The sequence below is a fragment of the Nonomuraea sp. NPDC049709 genome, assembly GCF_040674815.1.
GTDB lineage: Bacteria > Actinomycetota > Actinomycetes > Streptosporangiales > Streptosporangiaceae > Nonomuraea.
This window is the reverse complement of the sequence record NZ_JBFANM010000008.1, coordinates 81,772-98,016: the sequence shown is the minus strand read 5'-3', so window position 1 is coordinate 98,016 and position 16,245 is coordinate 81,772. Positions and strand designations below refer to the sequence as shown.

At 71.0% G+C, this 16,245-nt stretch carries 13 protein-coding genes; 9 read left to right on the top strand and 4 right to left on the bottom strand.

Translation table 11 applies throughout. The features are described 5' to 3' along the window. Positions 1–397: 397 nt before the first annotated feature. From AB0J69_RS10010 to AB0J69_RS10000, 3 genes are all read left to right on the top strand, one after another. Positions 398–1,447: a hypothetical protein gene (locus AB0J69_RS10010; protein ID WP_364114906.1), complete on the top strand. Its 1,050-nt coding sequence runs from the start codon at positions 398–400 to the stop codon at positions 1,445–1,447. After that, positions 1,444–2,358, top strand: a complete 915-nt coding sequence (locus AB0J69_RS10005; RefSeq protein WP_364114904.1) for an aldo/keto reductase — start codon at positions 1,444–1,446, stop codon at positions 2,356–2,358. The genes AB0J69_RS10010 and AB0J69_RS10005 overlap by 4 nt, the downstream gene beginning before the upstream one ends. Positions 2,359–2,648: 290 nt before the next feature. Beyond that, positions 2,649–5,519, top strand: coding sequence for a LamG-like jellyroll fold domain-containing protein (locus AB0J69_RS10000; RefSeq protein WP_364114902.1), 2,871 nt, complete (start codon positions 2,649–2,651; stop codon positions 5,517–5,519). Between the two features lie 33 nt (positions 5,520–5,552). Here AB0J69_RS10000 and AB0J69_RS09995 read toward each other — a convergent pair whose 3' ends face one another. Continuing rightward, positions 5,553–6,254 (bottom strand): sulfite exporter TauE/SafE family protein, encoded by a 702-nt coding sequence (locus AB0J69_RS09995; RefSeq protein ID WP_364114900.1) that lies wholly within the window; start codon positions 6,252–6,254, stop codon positions 5,553–5,555. A 136-nt stretch (positions 6,255–6,390) separates the two neighbouring features. On the opposite strand from AB0J69_RS09995, the gene AB0J69_RS09990 reads away from it, so the two are divergent. The 3 genes from AB0J69_RS09990 to AB0J69_RS09980 are packed head-to-tail and all read left to right on the top strand — an operon-like array spanning position 6,391 to position 7,796. After that, complete coding sequence (locus AB0J69_RS09990; protein ID WP_364114898.1) at positions 6,391–6,696, top strand: hypothetical protein; 306 nt, start codon at positions 6,391–6,393, stop codon at positions 6,694–6,696. After that, positions 6,693–7,025 carry a type II toxin-antitoxin system PemK/MazF family toxin gene (locus tag AB0J69_RS09985; protein ID WP_364114896.1) on the top strand — a complete coding sequence of 111 codons (333 nt, stop codon included), beginning with the start codon at positions 6,693–6,695 and terminating at the stop codon, positions 7,023–7,025. The genes AB0J69_RS09990 and AB0J69_RS09985 overlap by 4 nt, the downstream gene beginning before the upstream one ends. A 30-nt stretch (positions 7,026–7,055) precedes the next feature. Next, positions 7,056–7,796: a neutral zinc metallopeptidase gene (locus tag AB0J69_RS09980; RefSeq protein ID WP_364114894.1), complete on the top strand. Its 741-nt coding sequence runs from the start codon at positions 7,056–7,058 to the stop codon at positions 7,794–7,796. Between the two features lie 161 nt (positions 7,797–7,957). On the opposite strand, the gene acnA is transcribed toward AB0J69_RS09980, so the two are convergent. Then, a complete protein-coding gene (acnA, locus tag AB0J69_RS09975; RefSeq protein ID WP_364114892.1) occupies positions 7,958–10,687 on the bottom strand; it encodes an aconitate hydratase AcnA in 2,730 nt (909 codons plus the stop codon). Positions 10,688–10,830: 143 nt separating this feature from the next. Next, the gene (locus AB0J69_RS09970) at positions 10,831–11,559 is read right to left on the bottom strand and encodes a metal-dependent hydrolase (RefSeq protein ID WP_364114890.1); all 729 of its coding nucleotides are present in this window, start codon (positions 11,557–11,559) and stop codon (positions 10,831–10,833) included. Between the two features lie 309 nt (positions 11,560–11,868). Between AB0J69_RS09970 and AB0J69_RS09965 the strand changes: the two genes are divergently transcribed. The 3 genes from AB0J69_RS09965 (at position 11,869) to AB0J69_RS09955 (ending at position 13,899) form a co-directional block, all read left to right on the top strand. Next, entirely contained in the window at positions 11,869–12,615 is a 747-nt protein-coding gene (locus AB0J69_RS09965; protein WP_364114888.1) for a PadR family transcriptional regulator, read from the top strand. Between the two features lie 26 nt (positions 12,616–12,641). Further along, entirely contained in the window at positions 12,642–13,130 is a 489-nt protein-coding gene (locus AB0J69_RS09960; protein ID WP_364114886.1) for a DUF1707 domain-containing protein, read from the top strand. An 88-nt stretch (positions 13,131–13,218) separates the two neighbouring features. Continuing rightward, the gene (locus AB0J69_RS09955) at positions 13,219–13,899 is read left to right on the top strand and encodes a DUF6879 family protein (RefSeq protein ID WP_364114884.1); all 681 of its coding nucleotides are present in this window, start codon (positions 13,219–13,221) and stop codon (positions 13,897–13,899) included. Here AB0J69_RS09955 and AB0J69_RS09950 read toward each other — a convergent pair. Next, the gene (locus AB0J69_RS09950) at positions 13,889–16,243 is read right to left on the bottom strand and encodes a glycoside hydrolase family 2 protein (RefSeq protein WP_364114882.1); all 2,355 of its coding nucleotides are present in this window, start codon (positions 16,241–16,243) and stop codon (positions 13,889–13,891) included. The genes AB0J69_RS09955 and AB0J69_RS09950 overlap by 11 nt on opposite strands. Between the last annotated feature and the right edge of the window lie 2 nt (positions 16,244–16,245).

Below are 16,245 nucleotides of genomic sequence, written 5' to 3'. Positions count from 1 at the left end.
GAATGTTGTTTGCGGCAACGTATTCCGGGACGGACCGGTTTGGAAGGGGGTCGCGGCGGCTAGTTTGTTGTTTCGGGTAACAATCCAGAAACGTCGCCTCAACCTTCCCGACTCCTGCCGTTGCCGTTCGGGACCGATCCAGTGTGTTCTCACGCCGGATCCGGCAGCTCCGCTCCCGCCCGCCGGCCGGATCGCTCAGGGTCGCGAGGGCGGCGATCCGGCCCTCGACGACGCGTCACCGGCCCTCGATCGAGTGGACGGAAAATTGCGCGCCACGCACTATGTGCGCGATGCGCAAGTCGCGAGTAGAGTGCGACGGGGACGCCCGGGCTCTCTCCGGTCACGGGGGCCCGCCCCAGCCCGCATGTCCACTCGCACGACCACACGGAGCCCTCTGATGCGTGCCTACGGTGTCACCTATGACACCGGCTTCCTGTCTGCCGGAACCACCACCCACGAGCCCTTCGAGCCTGGCACGGTGCGCCGCGAGATGCAGATCATCCGCGAGGAGCTCCACTGCGACGCGGTCCGCGTCACCGGAGGAGACCTGGACCGCCTGGAGATCGCCGCACGCCACGCCGCCCGCGCGGGCCTGGAGGTCTGGTACTCGCCGTTCACCAACGGCCTCACCCAGGAGGAGCTGATGGCGTTCATCGTCGGCAGCGCCGAGCGGGCCGAACGTCTACGCCGGGAAGGGGCTCGCGTCGTCTTCCTCACCGGCTCCGAGATCAGCCTGTTCACGAAGGGATTCCTGCCCGGTGACAGTCTGCGGGAGCGGCTCGGCCTGATGGCCGAGCCCGCACGGCTGCGCGCCACGCTCCCCGAGCTGCACGTCCGCGTCAACACCTTCCTGGCCCGGGTCACCGCCGCGGTCCGCGACCGATTCGGCGGCCCGATCAGCTACGCCTCCGTGCCCTTGGAAGGCGTGGACTGGGCTCCGTTCGACATCGTCGCCACCGACGCCGGATACCGCGACGCGACCACCGCGCCCGGCTTCCGCGAGGCGGTCCGCGCGCAGGTCGGGCAGAGCAAGCCGTTCGCCGTGACCGAGTTCGGCTGCACCACCCACCGCGGGGCCGCCGCACTGGGCGCACGCGGCGACTCCATCGTCGAATGGGACGAACGCGCCCGCCCCCGCCTGACCCGGACCGTCACCCGGGACGAGGAAGAACAGGCCGCCTACCTGCGCGAGTTGCTCGCCGTCTACGACGGCGAGGGCGTGGACGCGGCGTTCGTCTGCACCTTCGCCTCCCGTCACCTGCCGACGTCCGCCGAGCCCGAGCGGGACTTCGACACCGCGAGCTTCGGCGTGGTCAAGATCCTGGAGCACGGCCGCACGGGGACGACCTATCCGGGCCTGCCGTGGGAGCCCAAGAGCGCCTTCCGCACCCTGGCCGAATACGGCCGCGCCAGGGCGGCCGGGACCGGGGAAGGGGCGACAGCGTGACACCGCCCGCAACGCGGCTCGGCAGGACCGGACTGCAGGTGAGCCGCCTCGGCTACGGAGCGATGGAGCTACGCGGGCCGCGCGCATGGGGCGAGCCGATCAGCGACGATCGGGCCCGCGCGGTGCTGAACACGGTCCTCGACTCGGGGGTGAACCTCATCGACACCTCGCCGGACTACGGCGACGCCGAGGAGCACATCGGCCGCTGGATCTCCCACAGGCGCGACGAGTTCATCCTCTCCAGCAAGTGCGGCTGCCCGCCCGCCGTGGACGGTGACCCGCGGACGTTCCCGCCCCACACCTACACGAGGGCGAACGTCCGGGCGTGCGTCGAGCAGAGCCTGCGCCGGATGCGTACCGACCACCTCGACATCCTGATGGTCCACATGAGCCCGAGCGTCGCCGTGCTGCGGGCCGAGGACACCGTCGCCGAGATGCTGGCGCTCCGGGACGAGGGCAAGATCCGCTACACCGGCATGTCGGGCGAGCTGCCTCACCTCCCGGAGCACATCGCGCTCGACGCGTTCGACGTCTTTCTCCTGCCGTACTCGGCGCTCGACCGCTCCCATGAGAAGCTGATCGGCGCCGCCGCGGCAGCCGGTGCGGGGACGATCGCCCGCGGCTCGGTCGCCCGCCCGCTCACCGCTCCGCCCGAGGCCATCCCGGAGCCGATGCGCCGGCCGCTCGCCGACCGCCACGCCCGGCTCGCCGCCGCGCGCCTGGACGAACTCGCGGACGGTGCCTCGCCCATGGAGCTCCTGCTCCGCTTCATCCTCACTCACCGAGACCTGCACTCGGTGATCGTCGGCTCGACCCGGATCGCGCACGTGCAGGCCAACGTCGCGGCCGCCGGCAAGGGCCCGCTCCCGCCGGACGTGTACGACGCGCTGCGCGACCGCCTCAGCGCCTGACAGGCGGGTCATGTCCGTTCGAGGGGCATGGCCCTGCCCGTACGCAGGACCCGGCAGGTCCGTCCGCACACGGGCATGGCCCTGCCCATACGCAGCACTCGGCAGGCCCGTCCGCACACCGGGTCCGGGAGGTCCATCCTCGCGCGTCCCCGTGCCCCCGCCCACGGTGTCAAAGATCGGACACGTGCCGTCCGATTGTGGACACGACCCGTGACAGACCGCCCGCCCGCCTGCGATACCTCGATGAGGCCATCCTGCGGTGCGGGCTGGTGAGCTCACTGGGGGTATCCGTGAAGCGGCTCTGCAGCGCCCTGACCTCGATGCTGATCGTCACCACCGGGCTGGTCGCCGGTCTGGCACCGCCCGCCGGGGCGTTACCGGCGTCGTTCCAGAGACAGACCGTCTTCAGCGGCCTGAACCACCCCTCCAACCTCGAGTTCTCCCCCGACGGCCGGGTCTTCGTGGCCGAGAAGAGCGGGCTGATCAAGGTCTTCGACTCGCTCGCCGACACCACCCCGAGCGTGTACGCCGACCTGCGCACCCAGGTGCACAACTTCTGGGACCGCGGCCTGCTCGGCCTGGCGCTGCATCCGGACTTCCCGGCCGACCCCCGGCTGTACGTCCTGTACGCCCACGACGCCGTCCCCGGCGGCACCGCGCCACGCTGGGGCACCCCCGGCGGCACGGACGACCCCTGCCCCACCCCGCCCGGCGCCACCGGTGACGGCTGCCTCGTCACCGGCCGCCTGTCGGTCATCTCCCCCTCCGGCGCGGAGACGCCGCTGATCACCGACTGGTGCCAGCAGCACCCCAGCCACTCCGTCGGCGACCTCCAGTTCGGCCCCGACGGCGCCCTGTACGCCTCCGGCGGCGACGGCGCCAGCTTCAACTTCGCCGACTACGGCCAGGACAACCTGCCCGCCTCGGACGTCACCCCGGACAACCCCTGCGGCGACCCGCCCTCGCCGGTCGGGACGGCGCTCACCCCGCCGGCCGCGGAGGGCGGCGCGCTGCGCTCACAGGACGTACGCACCGGCGCCGACCCGGCAGGGCTGGCCGGAACGGTCATCCGGGTCGACCCCGGCACCGGGGCGGCCGCCGCCGGCAACCCCAACGGGAGCAGCTCCGACCCCAACGTGGCCAGGATCGTCGCCCACGGCCTGCGCAACCCGTTCCGGATCACCAACCGGCCCGGCACGTCCGAGATCTGGTCCGGCGAAGTGGGCTGGAGCACGCACGAGGAGGTCAACCGGATCGCCTCGCCCACCACCGCGGTGCCCAACTTCGGCTGGCCCTGCTACGAGGGCGTGACCCGCCAGGCCGGCTACGACAACCTCGACCTGACCCTCTGCGAGAGCCTGTACACCGCCGGCGCCGCCGCGCACGCCGCCCCCTACTTCGCCTGGCACCACAGCTCCAGGCCCGCCGCGAACGACCCCTGCCCGACCGGCGGCTCGTCCTCCAGCGGCGTGGCCTTCTACGAGGGCGGCCGCTACCCGGCCGCCTACGACGGCGCGCTGTTCTTCTCCGACTACAGCCGCTCGTGCGTGTGGGTGATGACCAGGGGCGCGAACGGCCTGCCCGACCCGGCCACGGTGGCGAACTTCGACTCCGGCATCCCCGCCGTGGAGCTGGAGACCGGCCCGGGCGGCGACCTGTTCGCGGTCGACTACACCGGCGGCCGGATCGTCCGCTACCTCTACGACAACGCCCCGCCCACCGCCGTCATCGACGCCACGCCCGCCTCCGGCGAGGCCCCGCTCACCGTGAGCTTCTCCGCCACCCGCTCCGGCGACGCCGACGGCGACCCCCTCACGTACGCCTGGGACCTGGACGGCGACGGCGAACTCGACGACTCCGCCTCCGCCAACCCGTCTTTCACCTACACCCAGCCCGGCTCCCCGGTGGTGCGGCTGCGGGTGATCGACGACCGCGGCGGCCAAGGGGACGCCACCGTGACGATCAACGTGGCCAACACCGCGCCCACCGCCGCCGTCAACGCGCCGACGGCCGCCACCACCTGGGCGGTCGGGCAGTCGATCGCGTTCTCCGGGAGCGGGAGCGACGCCCAGGACGGCGCCGTCCCCGCCGCGCGCATGCGCTGGGCGCTCGTGCTGCACCACTGCCCCAGCACCTGCCACGAGCACGAGATCACCACGTTCACCGGCGCGAGCGGCTCCTTCCAGGCGCCCGACCACGACTATCCCGCGCACCTGGAGCTGCGCCTGACCGTCACCGACGCGCACGGGCTGACCGACACCGAGAGCGTGCTGCTGCAGCCCAGGACCGTGAACCTGACCTTCGCCTCGTCACCGTCCGGCCTGCGGCTCGGCTTCAACAGCGAGCAGGTGGCCACGCCGTTCACCCGCACGGTGATCGCCGGGTCGGGCAACTCGGTCTCGGCGCCCTCGCCGCAGAGCGCCGGGGGTCAGAGCTACGCCTTCGCGTCGTGGTCCGACGGCGGGGCCGCCTCGCACCAGGTGGTCGCACCCGCGACGGGGACGACGTACACGGCCGCGTACACGCTGGTGCCGGCGCCCACCGGCCTGGTCGCCGCGTACGGCATGAACGAGGGCTCGGGCGGCACGGTCGCCGACTCCTCCGGCAACGGCAACAACGGTGCCACCAGCGGCACGAGCTGGACGACGGGCGGCAGGTACGGCCCGGCGCTGTCGTTCAACGGCCTCTACAGCTGGGTCAACGTGCCCGACTCAGCCGGGCTGCGGCTGACCGGGGGCATGACGCTGGAGGCCTGGGTACGCCCGTCGAGCGTCAGCGGCTGGCGCACGGTCGTCATGAAACGGCACTCGGGCGGCCTGGCCTACGCCCTGTCCGCCGGCGCCACCGACCAGCGCCCGCACGTCCGCGTGCACACCACCGCCGCCGCCGACCTGCCCGGCGCGGCCGCGCTCCCGGTCAACGCCTGGTCGCACCTGGCGGCGACGTACGACGGGGCGACGCTGCGGTTGTACGTCAACGGCACGCAGGTCGCCCAGCGGGCGATCACCGGAGCGGTCAGAACGGACGGCGGCTCGCTCAGGATCGGCGGCAACGGCCTGCTCAACCAGGTCTTCAGCGGCCGGATCGACGAGGTGCGCATCTACTCCCGAGCCCTCACCGCGGCCCAGATCCAGACCGACATGAACACCCCGGTGAGCTGACCCCCCGGTGCGGGCCGCACACCGCACCGGGCCTCACGCCCCCATCGAGGTGAGGATGTTCTGCACGATCAGCCCCACAGCCGAGGCCGCCGCCACCGCCAGCACCGCGATCCGCACCTTGCCCCCGTCGAGATAGCGCCGCAGCGGCCCCGACACCAGGAACCCGAGCACCATCGGCACGATCAGTACCGCCCCGACCAGCAGCGCCTGGGAGGGCAACTCGTCCACGAACGCCAGGATGGCCAGCGACTGGGCCGCGCTGAGGAAGAAGAACATCGCCAGCGTGGCCCTGATCTGCGGCCCCTTGGCGTTCTGGTAGACGAGCGCGACGGGCGGCCCGCCGATGCCGGTGGCGGTGCCGGTGATCCCGGACACGAAACCGGCCGTGGTGATCGTGTACCCGTTGCGCGGCACGCTGATCGCCCTGGCCGTCAGCGCCACGGCGACCAGCACCATGACCGCCACGAAGATGCCTCTCGCGTATATGGAAACGTAGACAACGATGACTGCACCGATGGCGCTCCCGGGCAGCCTCCCGAGGACCGCGAACCCGAGCCCGCGCCAGTCCACCTTCCGCCATTCGACGGCCAGCGTGAACAGCGGCAGGATCATGTTGACGACCTGGATCGCGCCGGGCATGAGGTCGGGGCCCAGCATGGTGAGCACGGGCGCCGCGACCAGCCCGAGCCCGAAACCCACGCCACCCTGGACGATCGCGCCCACGAAGACCGCCAAACCGCCAACAATCAGCACCAATGCCGTACTAGTCATGCAGGAGAGTCAACCATCTTTACTCTGCGTTGCCATTCATCCCACAAGAGTGACCGGCGCGCTGTAGTGTTCCGGATGACGCGGACGTAGCCTCGGAAGTATGAGCACGAAGCACAAGGCGACGACGATCCGCGTCAGTGTCGTGACCAGAGACCGACTGGCCCAGATCGCCCGGCAGGAGGGCCGCACCATGACCGAGGTGCTCAACGAAGCCATCGCCGACTACGAGCAGAAGCTCTTCTGGCAAACCGTCGACGATCAGATCGAGCGAACCCAGCGCGAGGACCCCGAGGCGTGGGCCGATTATCTGGCCGAACGCGAGCTCGTCCTGGGGACCCGTCCGCGCACCCGCCGGGTGGCACCCGAGTGGGCGGGCCTGATCACATTTCCCGAGGAGAGAGAGTGAAGCTGGCACAAGGAGATATCTGGTTCACCCGGTTCGACCGGCCGACCGGTCGCGAGCAGGGTTTCGACCGCCCGGCATTGATCATCAGCAACGACCGGTTCAACCAGTCACGGCTGGATCTCGTCCTGGCCGTGCCGCTGACCACCCGCGAACGCGGATACATCACCCACATTCGCGTCGACCGCGACGCGACCGGGTTGGCCAAGACGAGTTGGGCGATGACGGAGCAGGTCCGCGCCATCTCCCCCGACCGGTTCGACTTCTTCGTCGGCAGCGTTCCGGGAGAGGTGGTCACCGAAGTGGTCACCGTGCTGAGGCGCATGATCTGATCGCCACCTCACTGGCCTAGGCTGCCGACCGTGCCCTCCTCACCCCTCACCGTCGCGGTCCTCCTCCTCACGACCGCCTGCCTGTCCCCCGGCGGCGACCCGTTCCCCAAGGCGGCCGGGAAGCCGGCCGTCACCTCGTGTCCCGAGACGCCGCTGAGCTCGGGCGGGATCCCGCGTCATCGCGAGTACCTCCAGACAGTCGTGAAATGTCTGGACAAGTCATGGAGGGCCTATTTCGCCCGTACCGGGGTCCGGTTCAAGGAGCCCGCGGTCCACTTCCACGAGGAGCCCCAGGGCACCGTCTGCGGGATGCGGCTCGCCGACGTCGACGCCTTCTACTGCCACGGCGACCGGTCGCTGGAGTTCACGCTCACCGGCCGCTGGATCGACGACCGCACCGACCTCTACCCGTTCAAGGTCGCCGCCCACGAGTACGCCCACCACCTGCAGACCCTCACCGGCCTCCGCCGTGCCTACGAGGCCCGCTACCGCGCCGCCGCCCCCACCCGCCGCACGCGGTTGCAGCGCCGCTTCGAGTTGCAGGCCGACTGCCTGGCCGGGGTGTTCATGGGCAGCGTGCGCTCCTCCCTCGCCCGTACCGAGCGCGACTGGTCGGCCCTGTACGAGGCGATCCGCGCCAACGGCGACGCCGACGGGCGGCGCAGCCACGGCACGGGCGCCGGCCGGGCCTACTGGTTCAGGCGCGGCCTGACGACCGGGTCCCCGGCGGCCTGCGACACCTGGTCGGCACCCGCTTCCAGGGTTTCGTGAGAGACGAAAGCCGCCCCGCGGGGGTTTCCCGCGGAGCGGCTCTCCGGGTGTCGGGTGGTTCCCCCGATGCGGGCGCGTGAGGATCGCGCCCAACCCCCGGCTCGACGGCCAAGGGTTCCCCGGCCCCCGCCCGGCTCATGACCGGGCGCGGGCACGGGAAGTCACTTCGCGAGCAGCGAGCGCAGCACGTACTGCATGATGCCACCGTGCCGGTAGTAGTCGGCCTCGCCCGGCGTGTCGATGCGGACGACCGCGTCGAACTCCACCTCGCCGGCCTTGACGTGCACCGTGCTCGGGATGCCGCCCTGGTTGAGCTCCTCGACGCCCGTGATGTCGAACGTCTCCTCGCCCGTCAGGCCCAGCGTCAGCGCCGTGGCGCCCTCGGGGAACTGCAGCGGCAGCACGCCCATGCCGATCAGGTTGGAGCGGTGGATGCGCTCGTAGGACTCCGCGATCACGGCGCGGACGCCCAGCAGCGCCGTGCCCTTGGCCGCCCAGTCACGCGAGGAGCCGGAGCCGTATTCCTTGCCCGCCAGCACCACCAGAGGCGTGCCGGCCGCGGCGTAGTTGACGGAGGCGTCGTAGATGAACGACACCGGCCCGTCCGGCTGGGTGAAGTCGCGGGTGTAGCCGCCCTCGGTGCCCGGCGCGATCTGGTTGCGCAGGCGGATGTTGGCGAACGTGCCCCGGATCATCACCTCGTGGTTGCCGCGCCTGGAGCCGTAGGAGTTGAAGTCCTTGACCTCGACCCCGTTGGCCCGCAGGTATTGCGCCGCCGGGGTGCCGGTCTTGATGGAGCCGGCCGGCGAGATGTGGTCGGTGGTGACCGAGTCGCCGACCTTGACCAGCACGCGGGCGCCGGAGATGTCGGTCACGGGCTCGGGCTTCGACGGCATGCCGTCGAAGTAGGGGGCCTTGCGCACGTAGGTCGAGGACGGGTCCCACTCGAACGTGTCGCCCGTGGGGATCGGCAGCGTGCGCCAGTGGTCGTCGCCCTTGAACACGTCGGCGTAGTCGCGCTCGAACATGTCACGGCCGATCGAGGAGTTGACCACCGACGAGATCTCCTCCGGCGACGGCCAGATGTCGCGCAGGTAGACCGGCTTGCCGTCGTTGCCGAGGCCGAGCGGCTCGGTGTCGAGGTCGAGGTCCATGGTCCCGGCCAGCGCGTACGCCACCACGAGCGGCGGCGAGGCCAGGTAGTTCATCTTGACGTCGGGGTTGATGCGGCCCTCGAAGTTGCGGTTGCCGGACAGCACGGCGGTGACCGCGAGGTCGTTGGCCTGGATGGCGTCGGAGATCTCGGGCAGCAGCGGGCCCGAGTTGCCGATGCAGGTGGTGCACCCGTAGCCGACGAGGTTGAAGCCGATCTTGTCGAGGTAGGGCTGCAGGCCCGAGCGCTCGAAGTAGCCGGTGACCACCTGGGAGCCCGGCGCCAGCGAGGTCTTGACCCACGGCTTGCGGGTCAGGCCCTTCTCGACGGCGTTGCGGGCCAGCAGGGCCGCGCCGATCATGACGTACGGGTTGGAGGTGTTGGTGCACGAGGTGATCGCGGCGATGGAGACGATGCCGTGGTCGATCTCGAACGAGGTGCCGTCGGCCAGCGTGACGGGCACCGGCTTGTGCGGCCGGCCGCCGTTGGCGCTGGCGTTGGAGGCGGGCGCGTCGGAGGCCGGGAAGGTCTCCTCGCCCGCCTCGTCCACGTCGTCGGCCACGTAGTTCTGCACGTCGTGGCGCCAGGTGGCCTTGGCCGCCGACAGGGCGATGCGGTCCTGCGGGCGCTTGGGGCCGGCGATCGACGGGACGACGGTGCCGAGGTCGAGCTCGATGTACTCGGAGAACACCGGCTCGTCCGCGGCGGGGTCGAGCCAGAGGCCCTGGGTCTTGGCGTACGCCTCGACGAGGGCGATCTGCTCCTCGGAGCGGCCGGTCAGGCGCAGGTAGTCGATGGTCTGGCCGTCGATCGGGAAGATCGCGCAGGTGGAGCCGAACTCGGGGCTCATGTTGCCAATCGTGGCCCGGTCGGCCAGCGGCACGGAGGAAACGCCCTCGCCGTAGAACTCCACGAACTTGCCGACCACGCCGTGCTTGCGCAGGATCTCGGTGATCGTCAGAACCAGGTCGGTGGCGGTGGCCCCGGCGGGCAGCTTGCCGTTGAGCTTGAAGCCGACCACCCGCGGGATGAGCATGGAGATCGGCTGGCCGAGCATCGCGGCCTCGGCCTCGATGCCGCCGACGCCCCAGCCCAGGACGCCGATGCCGTTCTCCATGGTGGTGTGGGAGTCGGTGCCGACGCAGGTGTCGGGGTAGGCCTTGCCGTCGCGGATCATCACCACGCGGGCCAGGTGCTCGATGTTGACCTGGTGGACGATGCCGGTGCCGGGCGGGACGACCTTGAACTCGTCGAAGGCCGTCTGGCCCCAGCGCAGGAACTGGTAGCGCTCGCGGTTGCGCTCGTATTCGCGCTCGACGTTGCGCTGGAAGGCGTCGGGGTGGCCGAAGTAGTCGACGATGACCGAGTGGTCGATGACCATCTCGGCCGGCGCGAGCGGGTTGATCCGGGAGGCGTCGCCGCCGAGGTCGCGTACGGCCTCGCGCATGGTGGCCAGGTCGACCACGCACGGCACGCCGGTGAAGTCCTGCATGATGACGCGGGCGGGCGTGAACTGGATCTCCACGCTCGGCGCCGCGTTCGGGTCCCAGCCGCCCAGCGCACGGATGTGGTCGGCGGTGATGTTGGCGCCGTCCTCGGTGCGAAGGAGGTTTTCCAGCAGGATCTTCAGGCTGTACGGGAGGCGTGCGGCGCCCTCGACGGCATCCAGCCGGAAGATCTCGTATGACGCGTCGCCGACGCGTAGCGTGTCACGGCTGCCGAAGCTGTTCGCGGACACGGTGATTCGCCTCCTCCATAGACAGGTGTTCAGACAGAATCCTGCCGCACTGCGGGAACGCACAGCACGTTAGGTGACCCTAACTCGCAGGCCGCGGCGGATGTCTCGACGTCAAGATATCCCTAGGATATCTCGACATCAAGTTAAACCGGAGCCAGCCGCCAGAACAGCAGGCCGACGATCGCCACGGAGAGGATCGGGGCCAGGATCTTCTGCTCGAACTTCCTGCCCGTCTTGATGCCGATCTTCCACGGCAGCACGAACTTGGCCCCCAGCGGCCACAACACGGGGCATCCCCGTTCGGTCATGCAGTCCCCGACCACGTGCATGAGGCAGCCGATCCCCACCGCCAGCCCCAGCCAGGCGTAGCCCACGCCGAGGGAGAGGAAGACGGCGTACAGGCCGGCGGTCAGCCCGATGTTGACCATGGCGGAACCCATCTTGTTCCCCGGGATCCCGACGCCGATGGCCCGCAGGGCGAGCCCGATGAGCAGCACGACCATGATGTCGCGCCCGATCGGATAGGTGCCGGCCAGCCAGTGCGCCCCGAACCCGAGCGCCACCGCGAACACCAGTGAATGCGTCGCCCCGCGGTGCCCGCCGCTGAGCCAGGCGACGGCCTTGCTGAGCGCCCAGGTGACGGGCCCGAACGTCTGCGCGATCGTCGCGCTCGGGTGGTCGAGGTCGGGCAGCATCGCGGCCCCCGCGCAGATGACGGCCCCGGCGACCAGTTCGGCGGGACTGAGCGCGGTGGCCATGATCCCGGTGTCGACGAACCGGGAGGACTCGTTCATCAACGGCAGTGCGGCCAGGGGCGGAGCCAGCCCCAGCCAGGCGATGGCCCCTGTCATCGCGTGCGTGTGCCCCATCATGATCGGGACTGTACGGCAAAGAAGTCCTTTACGCGGCGAGCCATGCCGGGCGGAGACGTCACGCCGGGCGGAGGTGCCCGCAAACTGCCCGCAAACGCAGACGAGGTCGTCTCCGCGGCGACAGCACCCCCCAGCCCTGCCGACGCGGAACGACCTCGTCTGCTGTGAATAACGACGTCCTCCCCAATCCTGTTCCCGGATTCCGCAACTTTTTCGTGATCTGGCTCACTCCCACACCGGTCTTGCTAACGACACACTATCGATATATCTTTGACGCATCGAGAATAGATCACGATATAGGAGTAGAAGATGACTCATCACATCGCAGCGAGCGGGCCCTGGCCCGGCGCACACGACTACCGGCGCGCGGCCCGCGAGGCGTTCCACGCCATGGCCGACGCGTTCGAGCACATGGGAGGCCACCGAGGTCGCGGTGGCGGGCCCGGCGGGGGCGGCGGCGGCCCGGACGAGCGGCGGCTGCGCGGCAGGAGGGGCGGGCCCGGCCCGTTCCCGTTCGACTTCGGGCGCAGCGGCCCGTTCGGCGGCCCGGGCGGGCCGTGGGGCGGCGGCCACCGCGGCTGGGGCGGCCGCCCGCGCAAGGCCAAGCGGGGCGACGTACGCGCCGCGATCCTGGCCCTGCTCGCCGAGGAGCCGCGCAACGGCTACCAGGTCATCCAGGAGATCGCCGAGCGCAGCGAGGGCGGCTGGAAGCCCAGCCCGGGCGCCGTCTACCCGGCGCTGCAGCAGCTCACCGACGAGGGCCTGGTGGTCGCGGAGGAGAACGAGGGGCGCAAGACCTTCCGTCTCACCGAGGAAGGCCGCAACTACATCGAGGCCCACGCGGACGAGGTCCGCGCCCCGTGGGACGAGATGCGCCCGGACATCGATGACAACACCGCCGATCTCTGGCATATCGCCCGACAGTCGGCATTCGCCATGATGCAGGTTCTTCAGACCGGAAACGACGCACAAATCCGCGAAGCGCGTAAGACTCTGGTTGAGACCCGGCGCAAGCTCTACCAGATCCTGGCCGACGGCGACCCGGGCGAGGAGTGACGAGTCCGGGGAGAGCGAGGACCGGCATGGACCGTAACGACCTCCGCATCGGCGACGCCGAGCGGGAGCAGACGATGGCCGACCTGCGCGAGCACTTCGCGCAGGGCCGCCTGACCCACGAGGAGCTCGACGAGCGACTCGACCGGACGCTGGCCGCCAAGACGGCCGGCGACCTCGCCCAGGTCACCGTCGACCTGCCCGGGCAGCAACCCGCCTACCGCGAGCCCGCCTCCCCTTACGAGGTGGGCGACTGGCGGGCGGCGATGCACGCCCAGCGGCACCAGATCCAGGCCATGCGGCACGCCCAGCGGGAGATGCACCGCGCGGCCTGGGCGGGCCGGCGGGGGCAGATGGGGCGCCGGCACCGGGGGCCGCACCCGTTCCTGCCGGTGCTGTTCGTGTTCATGATCCTCGCCCTGATCTTCGGCTTCGGCATCTTCAAGGTGCTGTTCGTGGTGTGGGTGGGGGCCATGATCTTCAGCCTGGTGCACCGGCGCTTCCACTACCGCGGCTGACGGCCCGGCCAGATCGTTTTGGGCCTTGACCCGGTCAAGGGCTCAATTGATGATCTGGGCGGGTCTTCAGAGCGAAGGGGAACGACGCATGACCGAGCAGGGCACTCCGGTCCGTCTCACGAACCCGTTCGCCGCCGTCGCGGGCGCTGACGGCGTCGTCCTGGACGTGCCGGAGTACCAGGCCGGTTTCGAGCGCGACCACGCCGCCTGCGCGGAGCCGATGTGGAAGCTGGAGCGCGCGCAGAGCTTCTACGAGCCCGACGTGGCCAGCTGGCGGGCCATGATGGACGGCGACTGGGCCGGCTCGCTGGCCCTGACCCGGCGCATGTCGGCGCCCCTGGCCGACTACTTCCGCCGCCGCCACCCGGTCAGGCGGGTGCGGGTGGTCGAGTTCCCGATCACCGCGTACCTGCAGTGGGAGATGCACATCCTGGCGTTGCGCGCGGCGGCGGGCTCACCCTGCCGGGTGGTGCCCGCCGCGCGCGTGGCGGCCTTCGAGCCCGTGCCGGAGCTGGTGATCTTCTCTCCGTCCCTGATGTACGAGGTCCTGTACGACCGGTACGGCGGGGGCCGAGGCGGCAGGCGGATCACCGACCCCGGCGTCGTCGGCCCATGCCTGGGCGCGGTCCGCGAGCTGTTCGACGAGGGCGAGCCCGTGCACGACTTCCACGAGCGGGAGATCGTCCCGCTGCCCCCGCCGGTGATCACCGACGAGATGCGGGCCGCGCTGCCCGCCTACGCGCACCGCACCGAGGAGTTCAGGATCTGACCACCTCGTTCACGCAGCGCAGCACGGGGAAGGCGGTCAGGGCCCGGGTGTCCAGCTCGCGCCCGGTCGTCACCTCGAAGACCGCGCTCTCGCCCGGCAGCAGCGTGACAAGCTGCTCGTCCACGCTCGCGGCGGGGTCGAGCCGGTCGGGGAAGAGCGCCAGCTCGCGCAGCACGGTGGCGGCGGTGACCGTCACCCGGTAGCCGCCGGGGGTCCGCTCGGTGTGCGCGTCGTAGGCGGCCTCGGGGTAGGCCACGGCGGTGTCCTCGGCGTAGCCGCCGACCACGCGCTCGCCGCCCAGCCGGGCCACGAGCAGCTCGCGCGCCGGATCGTCGGGCCCGGCCACGGACGGCGGCAGCGCCACCCGGAGCACCGACCTGGGCGCGGCGTGCACCGCGACGACCTCCTTGGCCAGCGGCCGGCCGTCGAGGCCCTGCCGCACCAGGTGCAGCTCGCCCGACCAGGGCTCGGCGGCGTCGTTGACCAGCACCGCCGCGCCGTCCTGCACGGTGAGCAGCCGGTCGGCGTAGACGCGGCGCAGCGCGTACCACAGGGGCTTGCGCCGCCCGTCGCCGTCGATGGCCGACCACGAGGTGACCGGCCAGCAGTCGTTGAGCTGCCAGACGATCGTGCCCATGCAGTACGGCATCAGCGAGCGGAACCGCTCGATCCCGAACGCCATCGCGCGGGCCTGGTTGAGCTGGGTCAGGTAGTGCCAGTCGTCGAACGTCCCCGGCTGCGGCAGGTGGTCGCCCAGGCCGCGCAGCAGCTTGGCCTGCCCGTCCACCGCCTTCTGGTGGGAGGAGTCCGGCGTGAGCGGCTCGTCGGAGGAGCCCCGGCGCAGCGTGGCGTACGCGGGCGGCCCCTGGAAGCCGAACTCGGCCACGAACCTCGGCCGGTAGGCGGCGTAGTGGCGGTAGTCCTCGCGGTTCCAGACATCCCAGATGTGGATCGTGCCACTGGCGGGGTCGTTCGGGGGCAGGAGGGGCCCGCCGGAGTAGGGGCTGCCCGGCCAGTAGGGCCGCGTGGGGTCCAGCTCGGCCACGATCGACGGGAGCAAGTCGTGGTAGAAGCCCGCGCCCCAGCTGCGCCCTTCGAGCCGGTCCTGCCAGCCCCAGTCGGCGTGGCCCTCCAGGTTCTCGTTGTTGCCGCACCACAGGACCAGGCTCGGGTGCGGGGCGAGCCTGGCGACGTTCTGCCTGGCCTCGGCCTCGACCTCGGAGCGGAACGGCTCCTCCTCCGGGTAGGCGGCGCAGGCGAACGGGAAGTCCTGCCACACCAGCAGGCCGAGCTCGTCGGCCAGGTCGTAGAAGTCCTCGCTCTCGTACCGGCCGCCGCCCCAGACCCGCAGCAGGTTCACCCCGGCGGCGGTGGCCTGCCCGAACCGCTCGGCCAGCCGCTCCCGGGTGATCCGCGAGGGGAAGCAGTCGTCGGGGATCCAGTTGACGCCCCTGACGAACACCGGCACGCCGTTGACCTTGAGCCTGAACGCCTCCCGGTCCAGCTCGACGTCCCTGAACCCGATCCGGCCGCGCCACTCCTGCGCGCCGAGCCGCACGGTCAGGTCGTAGAGCGGCTGGTCGCCGTAGCCGCGCGGCCACCACAGGCCGGCGCCGGGCACCTGGAGCGCGAGCACGGCGGCCCGGCCCTCGACGCGCTGTTCCGCGGTGACGCCCGCGACCTCGGCGGTCAGGTCGAGCGGCTCCTCCGTCGTCCGCTCGACGCGGACGCTCACCTCCACCGTGCCGTCGGCGCGCGCGATCGGACGCACCTCCGCCAGGCGGGCGCGGCTCCAGCTCTCCAGCCCGATCGGCCGCCAGATGCCGGCCGTCACCACGTTCGGGCCCCAGTCCCAGCCGAAGTTGCAGGCCATCTTGCGGATGAAGGGGTAGGGCTCGTCGTAGGCGCCGGGCCGCTCCCCGAGCGCCGCCCGCCGCTCCTCGGCGTAGGCGTAGGCCGAGCCGAAGCGCACCACGAGCTCGTTGTCGCCCTCGCGCAGCAGGTGACGGACGGGGAAGCGGTAGGAGCGGTGCTGGTTGGCGGTGTCGCCGAGCCGGGTTCCGTTGAGGGTGAGGGTGGCGACCGTGTCCAGCCCCTCGCACACCAGGTCGGTGCGCTCGTGCTCGTCGGGCGACCAGGTGAAGGTGGTGCGGTAAATCCAGTCCGTACGGCCGATCCAGGACAGGCGGTGCTCGTTGCCGTCCAGGTAGGGGTCGTCGATGAGCCCGGCGGCGAGCAGGTCGGTGTGCACGCAGCCGGGCACCGTCGCCGGGACGCCGTCGAGCTCGTGGGAGGACCCGTCGGAGGACAGGCTCCAGCCGGCGTGCAGCGGGTGGTACGTCAAGA

What these genes read in the sequence shown, in the direction of transcription:
- AB0J69_RS10010 (WP_364114906.1), top strand. Translation starts at nt 398, where the DNA reads ATGCGTGCCTACGGTGTCACCTATGACACCGGCTTCCTGTCTGCCGGA.
- AB0J69_RS09990 (WP_364114898.1), top strand. Translation starts at nt 6,391, where the DNA reads ATGAGCACGAAGCACAAGGCGACGACGATCCGCGTCAGTGTCGTGACC.
- AB0J69_RS09970 (WP_364114890.1), bottom strand. Translation starts at nt 11,559, where the DNA reads ATGATGGGGCACACGCACGCGATGACAGGGGCCATCGCCTGGCTGGGG.
- AB0J69_RS09960 (WP_364114886.1), top strand. Translation starts at nt 12,642, where the DNA reads ATGGACCGTAACGACCTCCGCATCGGCGACGCCGAGCGGGAGCAGACG.
- AB0J69_RS09965 (WP_364114888.1), top strand. Translation starts at nt 11,869, where the DNA reads ATGACTCATCACATCGCAGCGAGCGGGCCCTGGCCCGGCGCACACGAC.
- AB0J69_RS09955 (WP_364114884.1), top strand. Translation starts at nt 13,219, where the DNA reads ATGACCGAGCAGGGCACTCCGGTCCGTCTCACGAACCCGTTCGCCGCC.